This is a genomic window from Ovoidimarina sediminis, from assembly GCF_032586175.1.
In the GTDB taxonomy this organism is placed as follows: domain Bacteria; phylum Pseudomonadota; class Alphaproteobacteria; order Rhodobacterales; family Rhodobacteraceae; genus Ovoidimarina; species Ovoidimarina sediminis.
This window is the reverse complement of the sequence record NZ_JAWHTE010000005.1, coordinates 59463-81916: the sequence shown is the minus strand read 5'-3', so window position 1 is coordinate 81916 and position 22454 is coordinate 59463. Positions and strand designations below refer to the sequence as shown.

The following is a 22454-nucleotide window of genomic DNA, read 5'->3' as shown; positions in this document are numbered from 1 at the left end:
GGGAGCCGCGCGGGCCGCGCGGCGGGGGGGGCAGCGCCCCCTCCGGATCGCCGCCGCAGGCGGCGAGCCTACCCTAAACCTCCTCCACCGTCACCACGCCCGGTAGCGACTTGAGCGCGCTCTTAATCTGCGGGGTCACGGGCCAGGTGCCCGGAAGCGCCATCTCCACCTCTCCCGGCAGATCGGGTGCGGTTAGGCAAAGTTCCACCGGCCCCCTGCCCCGGCTGCTCAGTTCCGACTGCACCCGTTCGAGGAGCGCCGCGACCGCGCCGACCGCCTCTTCGAGGTCGAGATAGACCTTGAGCCCGGTCTGGCCCGCATCGGCCACCACGTCGTCGACCGAGACCGCCGAGCGCGCGAGCAACTTCAGCTGCTCCGCCTCCATCGTGGCTTCGACGGACAGAACCACGTTCCGCCCCGGCTCCAGGAGATCCCTCGCCGTCTCCAGCGTGTCGGAAAACACCGTGACCTCGTAAAGCCCGGACGGATCGGAAAGCTGCACGAAGGCGAACCGGTTGCCGCGCGCCGATTTGCGTTCCTGCCGGCCCGAGACCGCCCCGGCGAGCTTCGCGACGAAGGGCCCACGGGCGGCGCGCTCCTCGACCTCGGCCAGGGTCAGCACGTCCTTCCGCTTCAGGGGCGCCATGTAATCGTCGAGCGGGTGGCCGGAGAGGTAGAAGCCGACCCCCATATGCTCCTCTGCCAGCCGCTCGTTCGGCAGCCAGTCGTCGACCGGCGAGAGCCGCGGCTCGGGCAGATCATCGCCCGCATCGCCGAAGAGCGAAACCTGGTTCGACCCGCGCTGTTCGTGGATCGCGGCGGAATAGGCCACGAGCGCGTCGAGCGACTGAAACACCCGCCGCCGGTTCGGATCGAGCTGGTCGAAGGCGCCGGCGCGGGCCAGCATCTCGAGGGGTCGCTTACCGATCCGCTTCAGATCGACCCGGCGGGCGAGATCGAAGAGTGTAGCGAAGGGTTTCTCCCCGCGCCCCTCCGTCAGAAGGCGCATTGCATCCGCGCCCACGTTCTTGAGTGCCCCTAGCGCATAGACGATCTTGCCCTCCGCCACGCTGAACGTCGCCTCGGAGCGATTGACGCAGGGCGGCACGATCTCGATCCCGAGGCCGCGGCGAACCTCTTCGGCATAGACCGCAAGCTTGTCGGTCAGGTGGATATCGCAGTTCATGACGCCCGCCATGAACTCCACCGGATGGTTCGCCTTGAGCCAGGCGGTCTGGTAGCTGACGACGGCATAGGCCGCGGCGTGGGATTTGTTGAAGCCGTAATTGGCGAACTTGTCGAGGAGGTTCCACACCTCCATCGCCCTGTCGCGGTCGACCCCGTTCTTCGCCGCCCCTTCGAGGAATTTCGGGCGTTCGGCGTCCATCGCCTCCTGGATCTTCTTGCCCATCGCACGGCGCAGCAGGTCGGCCCCGCCGAGGCTGTAACCCGCCATGTCCTGCGCGATCTGCATCACCTGTTCCTGGTAGACGATGATGCCCTGGGTTTCGTCGAGGATGTGGTCGATCGAGGGGTGGATCGATTCGCGCTCGCGCAGCCCGTTCTTCACCTCGCAGTATTTCGGGATGTTCTCCATCGGGCCGGGGCGGTAGAGCGCGACGAGCGCCACGATATCCTCGATGCAGGTGGGCTTCATGCGGCGGAGCGCATCCATCATGCCCGAGCTTTCCACCTGGAATACCGCGACCGTGCGGGCCTTGGCGTAAAGCTCGTAGGTCCTTTCGTCGTCGAGCGGGATCGCCCCGATATCGTTCACTGCCCCGTCGGCGGGTTCGTAGAGTGTCGTGCCATCGGGCGCGACATTCAGATCGCGGCCCTGGCCCAGGATCAGGCTGACGGCGTTCTGGATCACTGTGAGTGTCTTCAAGCCCAGGAAATCGAACTTCACGAGCCCCGCCTGTTCCACCCATTTCATGTTGAACTGGGTGGCCGGCATATCCGAACGCGGATCGCGGTAGAGCGGCACCAGGGCATCGAGCGGCCGGTCGCCGATCACCACACCCGCGGCGTGTGTCGAAGCGTTTCTCAGAAGCCCTTCCACCTGCTGGCCGTAGGTCAGAAGCCGGTCGACCACCTCTTCGGCCTTTGCCTCGGCGCGAAGCCGCTCTTCCTGCGCCAGCGCCTTTTCGATCGAGACGGGTTTCACCCCCTCGACCGGGATCATCTTCGACAGCCGGTCGACCTGGCCATAGGGCATCTGCAACACGCGGCCCACGTCGCGCACTGCGGCCTTCGACAGAAGCGCGCCGAAGGTGATGATCTGGCCCACCCGGTCGCGGCCGTATTTCTCCTGCACGTAGCGGATCACCTCTTCGCGGCGGTCCATGCAGAAATCGATGTCGAAATCGGGCATCGAGACGCGTTCGGGATTGAGGAACCGCTCGAACAGCAGCGAATAACGCAGGGGATCGAGATCGGTGATCGTGAGCGCGTAGGCCACGAGGCTGCCCGCGCCAGAGCCCCGGCCGGGGCCCACGGGTATGTCATGCTCCTTCGCCCATTTGATGAAATCGGCGACGATCAGGAAGTAACCGGGAAAGCCCATACCCTCGATGATGCCAAGCTCGAAATCGAGGCGTTTCTCGTAGTCCTCGACGGGCGCGGCATGGGGGATGACGGCCAGGCGCGCGGCAAGCCCGTCGCGGGCCTGGCGGCGCAGTTCCTCGACCTCGTCGTCGGCGAAGCGCGGCAGGATAGGATCGTGGCGGGACGCCGCGAAGGCGCAGCGGCGGGCGATTTCCACCGTGTTCGCGATCGCCTCGGGCAGATCGGCGAAGAGCGCGGCCATCTCGGCAGGCGTCTTGAAATAGTGTTGCGGGGTCAGACGCCGGCGCGGTTCCTGCTGGTCGACATAGGCGCCCTCTGCGATGCAGATCAGCGCATCGTGGGCCTCGTACATGTCGGCTTTCGGAAAATAGACGTCATTCGTGGCAACAAGCGGAATGTCGCGGGCATAGGCCAGTTCGACGAAGCCGCGTTCGGTGAGGCGTTCGGCCTCGGGGGGCTGGCCGTCTTCGCCAGGGTGGCGCTGCAGCTCGATGTAAAGCCGGTCGCCGAAGGCGGCCTCGAGCGTATCGAGAAGCGCTTCCGCTTCGGCCTGCGCGCCGGACCGGAGAAGCCGGCCCATGGGGCCGTCTGGGCCGCCGGTGAGGCAGATGAGGCCTTCGGCATGGACCGCAAGCTCTTCGAGCGTTACATGCGGCACGGCGCGCTCGGTATCGAGGTAGAGCTCGGAATTGAGCTTGAGAAGATTGCCGTATCCGGTTTCGTTCTGCGCGATGAGGACGAGCGGCGCCGGCGGTGTCTCCTTCTGGCCCGGAAGGGCCGCGCGGAAGCCCAGATCGACCTGGCAGCCGACGATCGGCTGGATCCCTTCGCCGATCGCCGCGACGGAAAACTCAAGCGCGGCGAACATGTTGTTGGTATCCGTCACCGCGACCGCGGGCATCCCTGCCGCACGGCAGAGCGCGGGCAGTTTCTTCAGCCGCACTGCCCCTTCGAGGAGGGAATATTCTGTGTGAAGGCGAAGATGAATGAATCGCGGCGTCTCGGACATGGACTGACGATATGTTGCGGCCCGTCCGGCGAAAAGCCCCAAATCGGCCCGAGGGAGGGCCGATGTCGGATCATGAGTAATTTTGCCTAAATGAAGACTGGGGCCCTTTCATCTTGGCCGAAATACTCCCGCCGGAGACGGTTCCCAGGCTGCTGAACGACACAGCATTTGCTGAATTATCAAGCGAAACTTGAAGCACCTGCGGGGCGCCAAGGCATCGCCGGGCTTGCGCGCGCGGCGGTGTCGGGCTTTCCTTCGGGACAACAAGGATCTCGGGCCTTACGCCGCATCGGGCCCGGGAACATGCGGTCGGAGACAAGACCGCCAGGGAGACAGCGGCACAGGGTCGGACATGCCTGAGATCTCGTTTCATCTGAACGGTGAGCCCGTGGAGTGCGCGGTGGATGACCCGACGGTGACGCTGCTTGACTGGCTGCGCGAGCGCCGTGGGCTCACCGGCACCAAGGAGGGATGCAACGAGGGCGATTGCGGGGCCTGCACGGTGATGGTGACCGACGAGGGCGGCGCGCGGGCGCTGAATGCCTGCATTCTTTTCCTGCCACAGCTTCACGGCAAGGCGGTGCGCACCGTCGAGGGGATCGCAGGGCCCGACGGCCGCCTGCATCCGGTGCAGGCCGCGATGGTCGCCGAACATGGCAGTCAGTGCGGGTTCTGCACCCCGGGCTTCATCGCCTCGATGGCCGTGGGGCATCTGAACGGGCGGCGCGATCATGACGACGTCTTGGCGGGCAACCTCTGCCGGTGCACGGGCTATGCCCCGATCGTCCGGGCGGCGGAGGCGGCGGCCGAGGTGCCGGTGCCCGATTGGATTCGCGACCAGGCCCCCGAGGTGGGGCCTTCGGGCGACGAGAGCTGTTTCATTCCCGAGAGCGCCGATGCCCTGGCGTCGTGGTATGCCGACAACCCGAACGGCACGCTGATTGCGGGTGCGACGGATGTCGGGCTCTGGGTGACGAAGGCACTGCGGGACCTCGGCCCTGTCGCCTTCTTGCACCGCTGCCACGACCTGCAGGCGATCAGCGAGGACAGCGGGACGCTCAGGGTCGGGGCCGGGGTAACGATGGCCGCCTTTCACGCCGCGATCCGCGACCGCCTGCCCTCCTATGCCGAGATGGTGCGGCGCTATGGGTCGGAACAGGTGCGGCAGGCCGCGACGATCGGCGGGAACATCGCCAACGGATCGCCCATAGGGGACAATCCCCCGGCGCTGATCGCGCTGGGCGCAACGCTTCATCTGCGCCAGGGCAGCACGCGGCGCGAGATGCCGATCGAGGATTTCTTCCTCAAGTACGGAAAGCAGGACCGGAAGCCGGGGGAATTCGTCGAGGCGGTCAGCCTGCGCGCCGAGGCGCCGGGTTTGCGCTGCTACAAGCTATCGAAGCGGTTTGACCAGGATATCTCGGCGGTCTGCGGGTGCTTCAACGTGACGGTGGCGGGCGGAACCGTATCAGAGGCGCGGATCGCGTTTGGCGGCATGGCGGGCATTCCGAAGCGGGCCTCGGCCGCGGAGACCGCGCTGACCGGACAGCCCTGGAGCGAGGCAACCGTGCGGGGGGCAATGGACGCGATGGCGGAGGATTTCACGCCGATGAGCGACATGCGCGCCTCGGCGGCCTACCGGATGGAGGCGGCGCAGAACATGGCGCTGCGGTATTTCCACGACCTCGCAGGTCGGGATGTCGACGTGCTGAAGGTGGCGTCATGAGCGTTGCCCGCCCCCTTCCCCACGATGCCGCGGCGCTGCACGTCTTGGGGGCCGCCCGCTATGTCGACGACATCCCGCTGCCGGCAGACACGCTGCACCTCGCGTTCGGGACCTCGACTGTTGCGAAGGGGCTTATCACGAAACTCGACCTCGATGCCGTGCGGGCCGCGGAGGGCGTGGTGCTGGTGCTTCAGGCAAGTGACCTCGACCGGGAAACCGATGTGTCTCCCTCGCTTCATGACGAGCCGCTTCTGGCCACCGGCGAGGTGCATTACGTGGGCCAGGCGATCTTCGTCGTGGCCGCGACGTCGCATCTTCTCGCGCGCAAGGCCGCGGCGAAGGCTGTGATCGACTATGACGAGGACACGCCCGTCCTGACGATCGACGAGGCCCTGGCCGCCGATAGCCGGTTCGAAGACGGCCCACGGGTTTATCGCAAAGGCAATGCGGCTGATGCAATCGCCGCTGCACCGCGGGTGATCGAAGGCAACCTAGAGCTGGGCGGGCAGGAGCATTTCTATCTCGAGGGACAGGCCGCGCTGGCGCTGCCGCAGGAAGGCGGCGACATGATCGTGCACTCCTCCTCGCAGCATCCGACCGAGATCCAGCACAAGGTGGCCGAGGCCCTCGGCCGGCCGATGAACGCGGTGCGCGTCGAGGTGCGCCGGATGGGCGGCGGGTTCGGCGGCAAGGAAAGCCAAGGCAACGCACTGGCGGTGGCCTCGGCCATCGTGGCTGCGAAAACCGGGCGGCCCGCCAAGATGCGCTATGACCGCGACGACGACATGGTGATCACCGGCAAGCGGCACGATTTCCGGATCGACTACCGCGTGGGCGTGGAGGAAGACGGGCGGATCCTAGGGATCGAATTCCTGCAGCTCTGCCGCTGCGGGTGGAGCCAGGATCTGTCGCTGCCGGTCGCAGACCGCGCGATGCTTCATGCCGACAATGCCTATCACCTGACCGATGTGGAGATCGTGAGCCACCGGCTCAAGACGAACACCCAGTCGGCCACCGCTTTCCGGGGTTTCGGCGGGCCTCAGGGGATGGTGGGTATCGAACGGGTGATGGACCATGTCGCGCATGCGCTGGGCCTCGATCCGGTCGCGGTGCGTCAGCGGAATTACTACTACGCGGGCGCCAGAGGGGGCGCTGCCCCCGCCGGCCCGGGGCCGGCCCCCCGGGATATTTCCGGCCACATGAAGCCCGAGACGACGCCCTATCACATGGAGGTTGAGGATTTCATCCTGCACGAGTTGACAGAGCGGCTGATGGAGACGTCCGACTATGCCGGACGGGCCGAAGCGGTGCGGGCCTGGAATGCGGAGAATCCAATCCTGAAGAAGGGAATTTCGCTGACGCCGGTAAAGTTCGGGATCAGTTTCACGCTGACGCATTTGAACCAGGCCGGCGCATTGGTGCATGTCTATCAGGATGGCTCGATCCACATGAACCATGGCGGAACGGAGATGGGCCAGGGCCTGTTTCAGAAGGTCGCGCAGGTGGCGGCAAGCCGGTTCGGGGTGGAGACCGATCGGGTGAAGATCACCGCGACCGATACCGCCAAGGTGCCGAACACCTCGGCCACCGCCGCCTCGTCGGGATCGGACCTAAATGGCATGGCCGTGAAGGCCGCCTGCGACACGATCCGCGAGCGTCTAGCCGCCTTCGTGGCCGGACGGCAGCAAGCCGATCCGGGTTCGGTGCGCTTCGAGGGAGGCCACGTGCATGTGGGAGCCGAGGCCCTGCCGTTCGAGGAGGTGGTGCGCGACGCCTACATGGCGCGGATCAGCCTGTCGTCGACCGGCTTCTACAAGACGCCGAAGATCGTCTGGGACCGGATCAGGGGCGAGGGGCGGCCGTTTTACTACTTCGCCTATGGCGCGGCGGTGACCGAAGTGGTGATCGATACGCTGACCGGCGAGAACCGGATTCTGCGCGCCGATATCCTGCATGATTGCGGGGCCTCGCTGAACCCCGCGCTCGACAAGGGGCAGATCGAGGGCGGCTATGTGCAGGGCGCAGGTTGGCTGACGACCGAAGAGCTTGTCTGGGACGAGAAGGGGCGGCTTCGCACCCATGCGCCGTCGACCTACAAGATCCCCGCCTGTTCGGACCGGCCCGACATTTTCAACGTCGAACTCTGGGACGGGGAGAACCGGGAGGACACGATCTATCGCTCGAAGGCCGTGGGAGAGCCGCCCCTGATGCTGGGGATCTCGGCGCTGATGGCGCTTTCGGCGGCCTGTGCAGCCGCGGGGCCGCACTGGCCCGACCTGCAGGCGCCGGCGACGCCCGAGGCAGTGCTGGCCGCCGTGGTGCGGGCCCGGGGGGCCGGGGCATGAGTTTCGATCTGGAGCGGCTGAAGGCGGATCTGGCCGCACATGGCCGGGTGGCGCGGGTTGTGGTGGCCGAAGTTGCCGGCTCGGCCCCGCGTGAGGCGGGCGCGTCTATGACCGTCTGGCCGAACGGGCAGCGCGGCACGATCGGCGGCGGGGCCCTCGAATGGGAAGCCGCGGCACGGGCGCGGACGCTTCTGAGGACAGGCGGGGCCAAGGTCGACCGGCTGCCCCTGGGGCCGGCGCTGGGCCAGTGCTGCGGAGGGCACGTGACGCTTGTCACCGAGGTCTGGGGGACCGGGGCGCTGGAGGAAGACGGCGCGGTGGTGCGCCGTGTCGATGGGGCGGGCGACATGCCGCTGGACATGAGGCGGCGGCTGGCCGCGGCGCGGGCGCAAGGCGCGACTGTGCCGACGCTATTCGCAGGCGGCTGGATGATGGAGCCCGTCCATCGCCCGGCGCGGGCCATCTGGATCTATGGTGCGGGCCATGTGGGCCGGGCGATTGCAGGTGTACTGGCGGCTTTTCCGGAGGTTGAGGTGACGCTTGTCGACGACGCGCCCGCGCGCTTTCCCGAAGTCATGCCGGGCGGCGTTGCGCCCTTCGTGGCCGCGAACCCTGCCGATGCGGTGGCGCATGCGCACGATCATGCCGAGCATCTGGTCTTAACCTACAGCCATGCGCTCGATCTGGAAATTTGCCACCGGATCCTTGGCCGGGCCTTCGGACATGCCGGGCTGATCGGATCGGCGACGAAATGGGCGCGATTCCGCCGCCGGCTTGGTGCCCTCGGACATGGCGAGGCACAAATCGCGCGGATCGAGTGCCCGATCGGGGCCCCCGAACTGGGAAAGCACCCACAGGCGATCGCAATCGGCGTGGCGGCGGCGTTTCTGAAACGCGGAGAGGCGGGCGCGGCCCGGGGAGAGAGAATGGGATGAGCACGCCACTTCTGACACTCGAGGGCCTGACCAAGGCCTATCCCGGGGTCGTCGCGAATGACGATGTGTCCTTCGAGATCGCCGAGGGCGAAGTTCATGCGCTTCTGGGCGAGAACGGAGCGGGCAAGTCGACGCTGGTGAAGATGATCTATGGCCTCGTGCGCCCCGATCAGGGGCGGATGATGCTGAGGGGTACAGCTTACGCGCCCGAGAGCCCCCATGTGGCACGGGCGAGCGGGATCGCCATGGTGTTTCAGCACTTCTCGCTTTTCGAGGCGCTCGACGTGGCGGAAAACGTGGCGCTGGGGATGGAGAATCCGCCCGCGATGCGCGATCTGGCGAAGCGGATCAGGGACGTGAGCGAAACCTATGGCCTGCCGCTCGACCCGGCGCGGCTCGTCGGCGATCTGTCGGCGGGGGAGCGCCAGAGGGTGGAGATCATCCGCTGCCTTCTGCAGGATCCGAGCCTTCTGATCATGGACGAGCCTACCAGCGTGCTGACGCCGCAGGAGGTGGACATCCTGTTTGAAACGCTGCGGAAACTCAGTGCGGAAGGCACGGCAATTCTTTATATTTCCCATAAGCTTGAGGAGATCCGGACGCTGTGCGACCGGGCCACGATCCTGCGCCTCGGGAAGAAGGTAGGCACGGCCATTCCGCGCGAGAGATCGGCGCGGGAGCTGGCGGAAATGATGGTGGGCACGCTTCTGCACACGCCCGAGCGCGCGCGGAAGGTGACCGACGAGGTGGCGCTGAGCGTTCGGGACCTGTCGATGCCGTCGGCGAACCCCTTCGGCACCTCGCTGAAGAACATCAGTTTCGAGGTCAGGAAGGGCGAGGTTCTGGGGATCGGGGGCGTCGCGGGGAACGGGCAGGACGATCTTCTGGCCGCGCTGTCCGGCGAGGCGACGGTAGCGCCGGAGGTGATCCGGCTGGGGCAGACACCGATCGGCGCGCTTGGGCCCAATGCGCGGCGGGAACTGGGGGTTCTGTCGGCGCCCGAGGAGCGGCTGGGCCATGCCGCCGCGCCCGATATGAGCCTGACAGAGAACGCCCTGCTGACCGGCGCGATCCGGGAGGAACTGGCCACCTCGGGCTTCCTGAAATGGCGCGAGACGCGGGCTTTTGCCGAGAAGATCATCAAGGATTTCGACGTGCGCACACCTGGGCCTGAGCATGCGGCGCGGTCGCTTTCGGGCGGGAACCTGCAGAAATTCGTGATCGGGCGGGAGATCTTGCAGCGGCCCACGGTGCTGGTCGTAAACCAGCCGACCTGGGGCGTCGATGCTTCTGCAGCCGCCGCGATCCGGCAGGCGCTTCTTGATCTGGCCGCCGAGGGCGCGGCGATCATCGTGATCAGCCAGGATCTTGACGAGGTGATGGAGGTGGCCGACCGGTTCGCCGCGCTGAACGAAGGGCGTCTGACCCAGCCGCGCCCGACCGAGGGCCTGACGATCGACGAAATCGGGCTGATGATGGGGGGCGCGCATGGCATGGAAGTCGCGCATATCCACGAAGACGACACCGCGGCTGAGGAGGCAAGCGCATGATCCGGCTGGAGAAACGCCCCGAGCCATCTCGCGCATGGTCGCTGGCAACGCCGGTTCTGGCGGTGATCGCGACGATGATCGCAGGCGGTATCCTGTTCGCGCTTCTGGGCAAGAACCCGGTCGATGCGATCCGCACGATTTTCTGGGATCCTTTGTTCAACGAACAGTTCGCCTCCTATTCCCGGCCGCAGCTTCTGGTAAAGGCGGGGCCGCTGATCCTGATCGCGATCGGCCTGTCGCTCGGTTTTCGCGCTGGCGTGTGGAATATCGGGGCGGAGGGGCAGTACATCATCGGAGCGATTTGCGGGGCCGCGGTGGCGCTGGCCTTCTACCCGATGGAGGCGTTCTGGATCTTCCCCCTGATGGTGATAGCGGGGGCGCTGGGCGGCTGGGCCTGGGCGATGATCCCGGGCATCCTGAGGACGAAGTTCAATACGAACGAGATCCTCGTTTCGCTCCTGCTCGTCTATGTGGCCGAGCAGATCCTGGCCTCGATGTCGGTCGGGCTGTTGCGGAACCCCGAGGGCGCGGGCTTTCCCGGCTCGCGCAACCTCCAGCAATACGCATCCGCCTCGAACGGCGAGCTGATCACTGGGACGGGGATGCATTGGGGCGTGGTGGCGGCCTTCATCGCGGTGATCTTCGCTTACGTCCTTCTCAACAAGCACATCATGGGCTTCAACATTCGCCTTGCCGGGCAGGCGCCGCGTGCGGCACGGTTTTCGGGCGTGAACCCGGCGCGGCTGATCCTCTTTTGCCTCGGGATCTCGGGGGCGCTGGCAGGCATGGCGGGGCTTTTCGAGGTAGCGGGGCCAGCGGGGCAGATCTCGATCGATTTCAACGTGGGCTACGGATTTACCGCGATCATCGTGGCGTTCCTCGGGCGGCTCAACCCGATCGGCATTATGCTGGCGGGGCTTCTGATGGCGCTGACCTATATCGGAGGCGAACTCGCGCAGTTCATGCTGTCCCTGCCCGCCGCCGCGATCCAGGCGTTCCAGGGGATGCTTCTGTTCTTCCTGCTCGCCGGGGATCTGTTGACGAACTACCGGATCCGGGTGGGCCGTGAGGCGGCGGCATGACGATGTTCGGCCTGCTTTACCGGTTTCTGACCACGACGGCGCTGGCGGCGGGGGCAATCATCGGCTTCGTGTGCGGCCTCTTCGCCGGTGGATTTGCGGTCGGACCCCTGCCGGTGGGTTGGCCGGTTGCCTTAGGGATCCTGGCGCTGTTTCTTGGCACGTTCGGCCTTCTGGCCTGGTCCGAATACGGCAGGAGCACGCCGGTGATCGCCGGTGAGGCGCAGTTTCGGCTGCTCAGGTGGCGGTCGAACTTCGTGCGGGCGATCGCGTTCTTCGAACTCACGCGGATCGCATGGCAGAGCGGGGCACTTTTCTGATGGGGCGGAGAAATCGCAGTTCCGTGGCGCAGTCGGCCGGACGATTGGCCCGGGCCGTTCAAGCGCAAATGGCATGAGGGACCGGCTTTGGTATATCGCGACGCACCTGTTTTCCCTTGCCGGCGGCTTCGCGGCCGGGATCCTGCTTGTCCTGACCGTCATATTCCTGGCCTACAACGGCATGGCCTGGGCGTTCTTGATCCCGGTGATCGTGCCGCTCGCCGCGGTTGCGGTGTTCTTCGTGGATATTCATCGCAACCGGAATGTGCGCAGCGATCCGCGCCCGGTCTTCCACCTGACCGCGGCCGCCGCCGGTCTCGCGGCACCGCTTCTTCTGATCGCTCAGGACATCTTCCTGTGACCCGGCCTCCCTGCGAAAGGATACGCTGATGGATCCGACCCTTCTGATTGCATCGCTGATGGTGGCCTCCACACCGATCCTGCTGGCCGCACTGGGCGAGCTTGTCGTCGAGAAATCGGGCGTGCTGAACCTCGGTGTCGAGGGGATGATGATCGTGGGCGCAATCTGCGGCTTCGCGATGGCGGTGGAAACGGGTTCGCCGGTTCTGGGCTTCATCGGGGCGGCGATCGGCGGCGCGCTTCTGTCGCTTGTCTTCGCACTTCTTACCCAGATCCTGCTGGCGAACCAAGTGGCGACGGGGCTGGCGCTGACGCTGTTCGGGCTCGGCCTGTCGGCGCTCATTGGCCAAAGCTATTCGGGCCAGCGCCCGCCGCAGACCGCGAAGCTCGACCTGCCGGTAATCAGCGATATTCCATTCATCGGACCGGTGCTTTTCGGCCATGACTGGGTGGTCTATTTCTCGCTTCTGCTCGTGGGCCTCGTCTGGTGGGCGATCAATCGCACGCGCGCTGGGCTGATCCTGCGGGCGGTGGGCGAGAACCACGATGCGGCCCATGCGCTGGGCTACAAGGTGGTGGGCGTACGGATCGCCGCCATCGCCTTCGGCGGGGCCTGCGCGGGGCTCGGCGGGGCCTATATCAGCCTCGTCCGCGTGCCCCAGTGGACGGAGGGCATGACGGCGGGCGCGGGCTGGATCGCGCTGGCCATCGTCGTCTTTGCCGCGTGGCGGGCGGGCCGCGTGCTTCTTGGTGCCTATCTTTTCGGCGGGATCACGGTTCTGCAGCTGAACCTGCAGGCCGCGGGGGTCAAGATCCCGGTCGAGTACTTGTCCATGTCCCCCTATCTGATAACCATCCTCGTCCTAGTGATCATGTCGTCTGACCGCACGCGCGCGAAGGTCAACGCCCCCGCATCGCTTGGACGGCCATTCCACGCGGCGGCCTGAGACCGCCGGATCGTAAACCACAGGGAGTACCCAGATAATGTTACGCAGAACCCTACTGGCCGCGGTAGCCGCCGCGCTGACCTCCGGGGCCGCCGTTGCGGGGAGCCATGAGCCCGTGAAGGTGGGCTTCGTCCTCGTCGGGCCGAAGAACGATGGCGGCTGGTCGCAGCACCACTATGAAAGCGCTGTGAAGATGGCCGAGCATTTCGGCGAGAAGGTTGAACTCGTCGTGCAGGAAAGCGTGCCCGAAGGCGCCGATGCCGAGCGGGTGATGACGCAGATGGCGCTATCGGGCGCCGACATCATCTTCACCACTTCCTTCGGTTACATGGATCCGACGATCAACGTAGGCGCCAAGTTTCCGAACGTGAAGTTCGAGCATGCGACCGGCTACAAGACTGCACCGAACGTGTCGAACTATTCCGCGCGTTTCTATGAGGGCCGGGCGGTGATGGGGCACCTCGCCGGCAAGATGACGAAGTCGAACAAGATCGGCTACATCGCGTCGTTCCCGATCCCCGAAGTGATACGGGGCATCAACTCGTCCTACATCCACGCCAAGAAGGCGAACCCGGATGTGGAGATGAACGTGATCTGGCTCTTCACCTGGTTCGATCCCTCGAAGGAGGCGGACGCGACGCAGGCGCTTCTAGACCAAGGCGTCGATGTCGTGCTGGCGCACACGGATTCGACCGCGCCGCTTTCGAAGCTGCAGGAGGCCGGTGAAGGTGTCTATGGCTTCGGCCAGGCAGCGGATATGGCCGAGTTCGGGCCCGCACCCCGGATTTCGTCGATAATCGACGAATGGGCGCCCTATTACATCGACCGCGTGCAGGCGGTGATGGACGGCACCTGGGAAAGCAAGGCGACCTGGCACGGCATCAAGGACGGCATGGTGGGGATCGGTGAATTCTCCGACGTGATCCCGGCCGAGGTGCGCGCGGAGGCTCAGAAGCTGGTCGATGACATCGTCTCTGGCGCCTATCACCCCTTCACCGGGCCTTTGAACAAGCAGGACGGTTCGCCCTGGCTGGCCGAAGGCGAAGTGGCCGATGACGGCGCGCTGGCCGGTCTTGATTTCTATGTCGAGGGGATCGAAGGCGAGATCCCGAACTGACGATCGGCGTCTTTTGCGAAAGGGAAAGGCCTGGCAATGTGCCGGGCCTTTTCCTATGACGGCCAGGAAAACGAAACGCCTGGCCCGTGCCGCACGCGTCCAGTCGCGCTACACCAGTTCCGGCGGGCAGTTCGCCGTATCCTGCACCGCGTAGGTCGAGGGGGGATAGACCGCCTCGCCTTCCTGTCCGGTCAGGATGTCGGAAAGATCGTTCAGCCCCGCCTCGTCAAGCTCGGCCAGCGTCGCGGCGCTGGGCAGATAGCTTTCCACCGGCAGACCGTTCACGCAGAACACCTGATGGGTGTCGAAGGTGATGTTGTAGAAGGTGACGTCGCTGACCGCACGATCGAAGAACACCTCGTCCGAAGCTTCGGCCAGCGCACGGGCCGAGATCAGGCGGCATTCGGTGTCGGGCACATCGGCGAGGCGATAGCCCGGTACAAGGATCTTGTGGTTCCCCGCGACCAGAAGATCGCGCTGCGGCATCATCGGCCCGATCGCGCGCGGCTTCATCCGCACCGGGGCGAGCGAGGGATCAGCGGCGATATCGTTCGCCGTCACCCGCCGCGCCCATACCATGCGCACGGGCTGAAGACCGTGATCACGGGTCACGATCAGATCCCCCGGCCGCACGTTCTCCGCCCGCCGCGCCCCGCAGGGGGTGCGCACGCTGGAGGTGCCCGCGATGCCGAGAATCGGCCCCGCTGCGCCCTCGATTTTTGCTTCCCGCGTCATGACTGTCATCGGCCAAAAATGCTCCAAGCCGGTCCCATCAGTCAGATTCGGCACCGATTATGGCATGATTTTGGTGAACGGGAGGTCTTGGCAGGGCAGTCGGGCCAGCCGAACGTGCCCTGTGTTACAGACGCAACGAACCCCTTTGAAAACAGGTGGTTAACTCTCGCATGACGGGAAAAATACTGCCTTATCCACAACCGTTAGATCAAACCTTAAGCAGATTTCTGCAGCCCCTTCAGCCTTGACTGGCATGGAATCGCCGCCGAATCGGCCCGGTCTTCGCGCCAATCCCCGCCGTGAGCACGGGGATTGTTTCACTTATCGGCCGAATTGCGGTTTTGCCGTGGTCCGGCCCCTAGCCGTCCTTCCGGATCACCGCGTTTTCCGGATCGTAGGGGCTGTCCTCGGTAACGCGAGCGGGCCAGAGCGTGTTGAACATCTTCACCTGAAGTTCGGTGCCCGGCTCGGCCAAATCAGGCGTGACATAGCCCATCCCGATCGACTGCCCGAAGTGCACCGAGTAGCCGCCCGAGGTCAGCCGCCCGACCCGGCGATCACCGGAATAAAGCGCCTCGCGGCCCCAGGGGTCGGCATCCTCCGGCCCGTCGACCAGAACGGTGACGCACTTGAAGCGCACGCCGGTTTCGACCATCTGCTCCTTGCCGTGGAAATCTTTGGAGAGATCGACGAAACGGTCGAGCCCGGCCTCGAGCGGCGTGGCGTCGCGGCCAAGCTCGGTGCCGAAGGCGCGGTAGGATTTCTCTTGGCGGAGCCAGTTCTGGGCGCGGGCGCCAACGAGTTTGAGGTCGTGCTTCTCGCCTGCCGTCATGAGCTGGTCCCAGAGGTAGCGCTGCATCTCGATCGGGTGGTGGAGTTCCCAGCCAAGCTCGCCGGTATAGGCGACGCGGATGGCCATTGTGGGGCACATGCCAAGCTCGATGTTCCGCATGGAGAGCCAGGGGAAGCGTTTGTTGGAGAGGACCGTTGCGGGGTCGGCGTCTTTCACCAGATCGTTGAGCACGTCGCGCGACTTCGGCCCGGCGATGGCGAAGACGCCCCATTGGGTGGTGACGTCGTGGATGTCGACGTAAGCACCACCTGCGGCCATGAAGTCTTCCGCAGCCTTGATCAGGTAGTCGGCGTCATAGGCCGTCCAGGCGCCGGCGGAGACGAGGTAGTAGTCGTTCTCGCCGCGCCGGACGATGGTGTATTCGGTGCGGGTCGTGCCCGCGCTTGTGAGCGCGTAGGTCAGGTTGATGCGGCCCACCTTGGGCAGTTTGTTGCAGGTGAAGTGGTCGAGGAAGGCGGTGGCGCCGGGGCCGCGCACGATGTGCTTGGTGAAGGCGCTGGCGTCGATCAGACCGGCGCCTTCGCGGATCGCCTTGGCTTCGTCATGAGCGTATTGCCACCAGCCGCCGCGGCGGAAGCTGCGGGCGTCGTGGTCGAAGCTGTCGGGTGCGTCTTTGGGGCCGTAGTAGTTGGGCCGCTCGAACCCGTTGACGCAGCCGAATTGCGCGCCGAGGGCTTTCTGGCGGTCATAGGCGGGCGCGGTGCGGAGGGGGCGGCAAGCTTCGCGTTCCTCATCCGGGTGGTGCAGGATGTAGACGTGGGAGTAGCATTCCTCGTTCTTCCGCGCCGCGTATTCGGACGTCATCCACGAGCCGTAGCGCTTGGGATCGAGCGAGGCCATGTCGATCTCTGCTTCGCCGTTTACCATCAGTTGCGCGAGGTAGTGGCCGGTGCCGCCGGCAGCGGTGATGCCGAAGGAGAAGCCTTCGGCCAGCCACATGTTGCGGAGGCCCGGCGCCGGGCCGAGGAGCGGGTTGCCGTCGGGCGTGTAGCAGATCGGGCCGTTGTAATCGTCCTTCAGACCGACCTCTTCCGATGACGGGATGCGGTGGATCATGGACATGTATTCCTCCTCGATCCGTTCGAGATCGAGCGGGAAGAGGTCGGCGCGGAAGCTCTCGGGCACGGCGTATTCGAAGCGGGCGGGGGCACCTTCCTCGTAAGGGCCGAGGATCCAGCCGCCGCGTTCCTCGCGGACGTACCATTTGGCGTCGGCGTCGCGGAGGACGGGGTGTTCGGGGTTGGTCTTGCGGTACTCGACCAGCGCCGGGTCGGGTTCGGTGACGATATACTGATGCTCGACCGGAATTGCGGGGATCTTGATGCCGAGAAGCCGCGCGGTGCGCTGAGCGTGGTTACCGGTAGCGGTGACGACATGTTCGGCATGGATCGTGATCTGTTCGTCGGAGGGCACGAGGTTGCCGCCCTTCTCGACCATCTTCGTGCAAAGCACGTCCCAGTGATCGCCCGTCCAGGAATAGCCGTCGACCTGCCACTTACGTTCGATCGTCACGCCGCGCTGGCGGGCGCCCTTGGCCATGGCCATCGTCACATCGGCGGGATTGATGTAGCCGTCGGTGGGGTGGTAGATCGCGCCCTTCAGATCCTCTGTACGGAGCAGCGGCCACCGGTCCTTGATGTCGGCGGGCGAGAGCCATTCATAGGGCACGCCGCAGGTTTCGGCGGTGGAAGCGTAGAGCATGTACTCGTCCATCCGCGCATCGGTCTGTGCCATCCGCAGGTTACCTACGACGAAGAAACCGGCGTTGAGCCCCGTCTCTTCCTCGAGCGTCTTGTAGTACTTGATCGAGTAGTCGTGGATGTGGGTCGTCGCGTAGGACATGTTGAAATATGGAAGCAGCCCCGCCGCATGCCAGGTCGAGCCGCTCGTCAGCTCGTCGCGTTCCAGAAGCATGACGTCATCCCAGCCTGCGCGGGCCAGATGATAGGCGATGGATGTGCCGACCGCGCCGCCGCCGACCACGAGTGCTCTGACATGCTGTTTCATGGGGATCCCTTTCGTTCCACGCTACTCCTTTAACCTGACGTGCAAAGCGTTCAACGTGCCACCGACCCCTCGTTTCGCGAATCCGACATTTCCGACTGCAGCGCGCCCCGTGCGTCGCACGGGGAAAGCTTAAGTGCTTGCTCAAATTTCAGGCAAAGGTTGCAGTATTGCTTTGCAATACCCGATTTACGTGTATTGATTGACAGTGTTCATTTCATCCTGACCAAGCCCTGCGGTGATCATCCTGGCACTAAATGCTCTGATTTCCGGCTACTACCTTTGCGAAACCGATCTGCGGGACGCGTCTGACGCGGATTTGCCGGATCACAAACGGGCCAATCTGCTGCGCCGGGCGGCAGATGCGCTTTCGCGGATCGAACGCTATGAGCCACGCACGCACGACGAAGCGCGCGACAAGGTGTATTTCTTCATGGTGCGCGCGATCACCCGGCCCGCGATGAGTGTAGACGGGCGCGACATCAATCTCGCCCTCGCGCTGCTCGGCAATCCCGACATGTGCCGGAGTTGTGTGTTTTCCGATCAGGAGCCCGACGAGGAGGACGATCTGGAGGAAACCGGTGGGCGGCTTGGCCGTGACCTGATTCATTTCGTCGCTTCGTCCCGTGATCGCGTGTCGCTGTTCGACGACGAGCTGCGCTATATCGCGACGAGCCGGGCGAACGCGGCCTTCTACGGGACAAGGCCCGCGCAGCTGATCGGGCTGCAGCTGTCGGATGTGATCGGGGACCGGATGTGCACGGAACTGGCTGTGCCGCGTTTCGATGTCGCGCGCACGGGGGAGCCGCAGGAATACTATTACGACATCCAGACCGACGGGGTGGTGCGCCGGTGCCGTTGCGAGATCAAGCCGATCGAGCTGAGCGGCGGGCGGCGGGTGTTCCTTGTCTTCAGCCGAGATGTGACCTGCGAGATCGACCTCAGGGATCCGAGGCTGATCGCCCAGCCCAGCCAGCAACGCCTGCATTCCTGAACCGCTCCCTTGCGGAACACCTGCCGCACTCCACATTACTGGAAGCAGGAGGTGTGCGATGGCGTTAGTGCGGACTGCAATACTTCTCGCCGGGATGACCGCGATCTTCGGCGTCGTGGGGCTGACGATCGGCGGAGAGTCGGGGCTTGTGATTGCGCTGGTGATCGCGGCGGGGATGAATCTGTTTGCCTTCTGGTCGTCGGACAAGATGGTGCTGAGGATGCACAACGCCCGCGAGGTGAGTGCGGCGGAAGCGCCCGATTTCGTGGAACTCGTGGCCGATCTGGCCGAAAATGCCGATCTGCCCTTGCCCCGCGTCTATATCATCGACACCGATCAGCCGAACGCCTTTGCCACGGGCCGCAACCCGCAGAACGCGGCGGTGGCGGCGACGACGGGCCTTTTAAGGCGGCTCAGCCGCGAAGAGATTGCGGGCGTGATGGCGCATGAACTGGCGCATATCAAGAACCGCGACACGCTTCTGATGACGATCACCGCGACGCTCGCGGGCGCAATCGGGGTACTGACGAATTTCGCGTTCTTCTTCCGTGGGGGGCGGGACAATCCGCTGGGCTATATCGGGCTTCTGGCCACGATCATTCTTGCGCCGCTGGCGGCGGCGATCGTGCAGATGGCGATCAGCCGGACGCGGGAATACGAGGCGGACCGGGTGGGTGCCGAAATCTGCCGCCAGCCCCTTTGGCTCGCCTCCGCGCTTCAGAAGATTCAGCGCTTCGCGGCAGGGATCGACATGGACAGCGCAGAACGTTCCCCGGCGACGGCTCATATGTTCATCATCAACCCGCTGCATGCATTTTCCCATGACAAGCTGTTCTCGACCCATCCGCCGACAGAGATCCGGATCGCGAAGCTGCGCGAGATGGCGGGTGAGGTGCAGAGGGGGCCTTGGGCATGACAGCGACCAGAGGTGCTTGCCTCCCGGTCCCTACTTCTCGAACATATCCTCCTGCCCCGGCCGGTCCGGCGGGGCGAGGCCTAGGTGCCGCCAGGCGCCCGCGGTCAGCATCCGGCCCCGCGGGGTGCGCTGGATGAAGCCCTGCTGGAGAAGGTAGGGTTCGATCACTTCCTCGATGGCGTCGCGTGCCTCTGACAGGGCGGCCGACAGCGTTTCCACCCCCACCGGCCCACCCTGGTAGTGTTCCGCGATCAGCGTGAGGTAGCGGCGGTCGGCCCCGTCGAGCCCGCGCGCGTCGACCCCGAGCCGCGTGAGCGCCCCGTCCGCCACCCTGCGGTCGAGCTTTCCCCCGGCCTCCACCAGCGCGAAATCGACGACCCGGCGGAGAAGGCGGCCCGCGATCCGGGGGGTGCCGCGGGCGCGCTTGGCGATCTCTCGGATGCCCGCCTCGTCGGCATCGACGTTGAGAAGCCGCGCGCTGCGGGCGACGATCTGGTGCAGCTCGTCCTCGGAATAGAACTGAAGCCGGGTCGGAATGCCGAACCGGTCGCGCAAGGGCGTGGTCAGAAGACCGAGACGCGTGGTGGCGCCGACAAGGGTGAAGGGCTGAAGCTCGATCCGGACCGTGCGGGCGGCGGGGCCCTCGCCGATGACCAGATCAAGCTCGAAGTCCTCGAGCGCGGGGTAGAGCACCTCTTCCACCGCCGGGTTCAGGCGGTGGATCTCGTCGATGAAGAGAACGTCGCGGGCTTCGAGATTGGTGAGGATCGCGGCGAGATCGCCCGCCTTGGCGAGGACCGGCCCCGAGGTCATGCGGAAGCCCACGCCAAGCTCGCGGGCGAGGATCTGGGCGAGCGTCGTCTTGCCGAGGCCGGGGGGGCCGTGGAACAGCGTGTGATCCATCGCCTCGCCCCGGCGCCGAGCACTTTCGATGAAGACGCGCAGGTTGGCGCGGGCCTCGGCCTGCCCGATGAAATCGTCGAGCATCTGGGGGCGAAGCGCGCGGTCGGTGTCTTCGGGGCGCGGCTCTGGGCGGAGCGTGGGATCGGGCTCTGTCATGCCCTACCCCTTCGGCGCCAGAAGGCGCAATGCGGTGCGGATGAGCTCTTCCGCCGTGGCCTCGGGCGCTTCGCCCGCGGCGGTTGCGACGGCAGAGGCCGCTTCGCCCGGGCCGTAACCGAGATTCGTGAGCGCCGAGAGAGCGTCGGCCTGCGCCGAGCCCGCCGGGCGGGAGGGCGCCGATCTTGTGGGGGGCGTGTCCGGACCGGACGGGGTCGCGGCGCGCGGCGCCGTGTCGAGGATCGGGTCGCCCGTGCCCCCCATGGCCATGACCGTGGGTGCCTTGTCCTTCAACTCGTTCACCACACGCTGCGCGATCTTCGGCCCCACTCCGGGCGCAGCCTTGACCGCCGCCCAGTCGCCCAGAGCGATGGCGCGGCTTACACCGTCGGCGCCAAGCGTGCCGAGGATCGCCATGGAGGCCTTCGCCCCGATGCCCTGAACGCTCATCAGCAGCCGGTGCCATTCCTTTTCGACGAGTGTGGTGAAGCCGAAAAGCTGCAACAGATCCTCGCGCACCAGAAGATCGGTATAGAGCGCCGCGGCCTCGCCCGTACCGGGCAGGGCCGCAAGCGTACGTTCGGAGACGTGGACGATATAGCCCACGCCGCCCACATCGATCAGCACGTGATCGCTGCCGCGATAGTCGATCCGGCCTGCCAGACGCCCGATCATGACGCGCGCACCTTCAGTTCCGCCCGCGCCGTGGCGCGCGCCGTCTGGAGGTGAAACGCGTGGCAGATCGCGATCGCAAGCGCATCCGCCGCGTCGGGCCCGGCAAGATCGGCACCCGGAAGCTGCATCTTCACCATGTGGGCGACCTGCCGCTTGTCGGCGTGCCCCACCCCCACCACCGTCTTCTTGACCGCGTTGGGGGCGTATTCGCCCACCTCGATCCCCGCTTCCGCCGGAACGAGAAGGGCGATGCCGCGCGCCTGGCCGAGCTTCAGCGTGGCCGCCCCGTCGCGGTTGACGAAGGTCTGTTCGACCGCCGCCGCATCAGGCGTGAAGCGGGCCACGATATCGGAAAGTTCGCGGTAGAGGGACAGAAGCCGTCCGGCCAGCGGCCCCTCGCCCGACCGGCAGATGCCGTTGGCGATATGGGACAGGCGCGTGCCGTCCATCTCGATGACGCCCCATCCTAGCGCCCGGAGACCGGGATCGATGCCCAGAACCCGCATGCCTGACCTGCCTGTCTTGCCTTTTCGGACGGACTAGCACGAAAAGTGAACATCTGCCAAGGAATAGTGAATGGGGCCGTGGGAACCCGGGCCGGACCAGAGGTCGCATTCAGGCCGCGAAATGGCGGAATTCACCCTTCTCCCGATCCCGATTAACGGCGTTTTTATAGACACTTAACCGTGATCACGAGTTATGCCGGCAATGCATATCGGACATGCAGTTTCCCCGCTTGCGGCAACCCATAACGACGATTAACTGCGGCCAATCGAACACGATACAGACACACCGCCAAGTTCAAAAGGAACGCGCAATGGCCATCTATGACATCACCCGCCAGTCGACCGGCGGACACTCCTTCGGGGAGCGTCTGGCCGAGCTCGTCAACCGTTTTCTCACGTGGAAAGACGACCGTGCGACCCGCAAGGCACTTTCAATGCTGAGCGATCACGAGCTGGACGACATCGGTCTCGTTCGCGGCGACATCGACCGGCTGACCCGCCGCTGAGGCGCCGGTCTTCAGGACCCGGACAGAACCGCAATCAGGAACAGGCGCCCCGACCGGGCGCCTTTTTCGTTCTGACCTAAGATCTGAGTGCCTCTGGGGGCCATGGCCCCTAGAAAAACCGCGCCGGCGGGAGGGACCGACGGCGCGGGGTGGAGGCTTTGCCCGGCTCTCGCCAGGCTCGTTTCTTATCGCCCGAGACGGCGACCACCTTTGAAGCCGCGAACGCCCGAAAACGCGTCGCTCGCGCGCA

Annotated in this window: 18 protein-coding genes; 12 read left to right on the top strand and 6 right to left on the bottom strand. The window is 65.4% G+C overall.

Annotated features, from left to right (window positions below; all coding sequences use genetic code 11):
* Positions 1–73: 73 nt before the first annotated feature.
* Positions 74–3577 carry a DNA polymerase III subunit alpha gene (gene dnaE, locus RXV90_RS07920; protein WP_316647996.1) on the bottom strand — a complete coding sequence of 1168 codons (3504 nt, stop codon included), beginning with the start codon at positions 3575–3577 and terminating at the stop codon, positions 74–76.
* A 352-nt stretch (positions 3578–3929) separates the two neighbouring features.
* Between dnaE and xdhA the strand changes: the two genes are divergently transcribed.
* The 9 genes from xdhA to RXV90_RS07875 all read left to right on the top strand — a co-directional run bounded on the left by xdhA (position 3930) and on the right by RXV90_RS07875 (position 13956).
* Positions 3930–5303, top strand: a complete 1374-nt coding sequence (gene xdhA, locus RXV90_RS07915) for a xanthine dehydrogenase small subunit (protein WP_316647995.1) — start codon at positions 3930–3932, stop codon at positions 5301–5303.
* Positions 5300–7648: a xanthine dehydrogenase molybdopterin binding subunit gene (xdhB, locus tag RXV90_RS07910; protein WP_316647994.1), complete on the top strand. Its 2349-nt coding sequence runs from the start codon at positions 5300–5302 to the stop codon at positions 7646–7648. Before xdhA ends, xdhB begins: the two co-directional genes overlap by 4 nt.
* On the top strand, positions 7645–8583 hold the full coding sequence (xdhC, locus tag RXV90_RS07905; RefSeq protein ID WP_316647993.1) for a xanthine dehydrogenase accessory protein XdhC: 939 nt from the start codon (positions 7645–7647) through the stop codon (positions 8581–8583). Before xdhB ends, xdhC begins: the two co-directional genes overlap by 4 nt.
* Positions 8580–10133 (top strand): ABC transporter ATP-binding protein, encoded by a 1554-nt coding sequence (locus RXV90_RS07900; protein ID WP_316647992.1) that lies wholly within the window; start codon positions 8580–8582, stop codon positions 10131–10133. Before xdhC ends, RXV90_RS07900 begins: the two co-directional genes overlap by 4 nt.
* Entirely contained in the window at positions 10130–11215 is a 1086-nt protein-coding gene (locus tag RXV90_RS07895; protein ID WP_316647991.1) for an ABC transporter permease, read from the top strand. The genes RXV90_RS07900 and RXV90_RS07895 overlap by 4 nt, the downstream gene beginning before the upstream one ends.
* Entirely contained in the window at positions 11212–11532 is a 321-nt protein-coding gene (locus RXV90_RS07890; RefSeq protein WP_316647990.1) for a hypothetical protein, read from the top strand. Before RXV90_RS07895 ends, RXV90_RS07890 begins: the two co-directional genes overlap by 4 nt.
* Positions 11533–11605: 73 nt before the next feature.
* A complete protein-coding gene (locus RXV90_RS07885; protein WP_316647988.1) occupies positions 11606–11893 on the top strand; it encodes a hypothetical protein in 288 nt (95 codons plus the stop codon).
* Between the two features lie 28 nt (positions 11894–11921).
* On the top strand, positions 11922–12839 hold the full coding sequence (locus tag RXV90_RS07880; RefSeq protein WP_316647987.1) for an ABC transporter permease: 918 nt from the start codon (positions 11922–11924) through the stop codon (positions 12837–12839).
* Positions 12840–12876: 37 nt separating this feature from the next.
* Positions 12877–13956 carry a BMP family ABC transporter substrate-binding protein gene (locus RXV90_RS07875; protein WP_316647986.1) on the top strand — a complete coding sequence of 360 codons (1080 nt, stop codon included), beginning with the start codon at positions 12877–12879 and terminating at the stop codon, positions 13954–13956.
* A 108-nt stretch (positions 13957–14064) separates the two neighbouring features.
* Here the strand turns inward: RXV90_RS07875 and RXV90_RS07870 are convergent, their stop codons facing one another.
* Both RXV90_RS07870 and RXV90_RS07865 read right to left on the bottom strand, forming a co-directional pair.
* Positions 14065–14700: a Hint domain-containing protein gene (locus RXV90_RS07870; RefSeq protein ID WP_316647985.1), complete on the bottom strand. Its 636-nt coding sequence runs from the start codon at positions 14698–14700 to the stop codon at positions 14065–14067.
* A gap of 349 nt (positions 14701–15049) precedes the next feature.
* Positions 15050–17551: a GcvT family protein gene (locus tag RXV90_RS07865; protein ID WP_316647984.1), complete on the bottom strand. Its 2502-nt coding sequence runs from the start codon at positions 17549–17551 to the stop codon at positions 15050–15052.
* 235 nt (positions 17552–17786) lie between these two features.
* On the opposite strand from RXV90_RS07865, the gene RXV90_RS07860 reads away from it, so the two are divergent.
* Both RXV90_RS07860 and htpX read left to right on the top strand, forming a co-directional pair.
* Positions 17787–18542, top strand: a complete 756-nt coding sequence (locus RXV90_RS07860) for a PAS domain-containing protein (protein ID WP_316647983.1) — start codon at positions 17787–17789, stop codon at positions 18540–18542.
* Positions 18543–18600: 58 nt separating this feature from the next.
* Positions 18601–19458: a zinc metalloprotease HtpX gene (gene htpX, locus RXV90_RS07855; protein ID WP_316647982.1), complete on the top strand. Its 858-nt coding sequence runs from the start codon at positions 18601–18603 to the stop codon at positions 19456–19458.
* A 30-nt stretch (positions 19459–19488) separates the two neighbouring features.
* Here the strand turns inward: htpX and ruvB are convergent, their stop codons facing one another.
* The 3 genes from ruvB to ruvC are packed head-to-tail and all read right to left on the bottom strand — an operon-like array spanning position 19489 to position 21698.
* On the bottom strand, positions 19489–20517 hold the full coding sequence (gene ruvB / locus RXV90_RS07850) for a Holliday junction branch migration DNA helicase RuvB (protein WP_316647981.1): 1029 nt from the start codon (positions 20515–20517) through the stop codon (positions 19489–19491).
* A 3-nt stretch (positions 20518–20520) separates the two neighbouring features.
* Complete coding sequence (ruvA, locus tag RXV90_RS07845) at positions 20521–21192, bottom strand: Holliday junction branch migration protein RuvA (RefSeq protein ID WP_316647980.1); 672 nt, start codon at positions 21190–21192, stop codon at positions 20521–20523.
* Positions 21189–21698: a crossover junction endodeoxyribonuclease RuvC gene (gene ruvC / locus RXV90_RS07840; RefSeq protein ID WP_316647979.1), complete on the bottom strand. Its 510-nt coding sequence runs from the start codon at positions 21696–21698 to the stop codon at positions 21189–21191. The genes ruvA and ruvC overlap by 4 nt, the downstream gene beginning before the upstream one ends.
* A gap of 311 nt (positions 21699–22009) precedes the next feature.
* On the opposite strand from ruvC, the gene RXV90_RS07835 reads away from it, so the two are divergent.
* A complete protein-coding gene (locus tag RXV90_RS07835; protein WP_316647978.1) occupies positions 22010–22204 on the top strand; it encodes a DUF1127 domain-containing protein in 195 nt (64 codons plus the stop codon).
* Positions 22205–22454 lie beyond the last annotated feature (250 nt).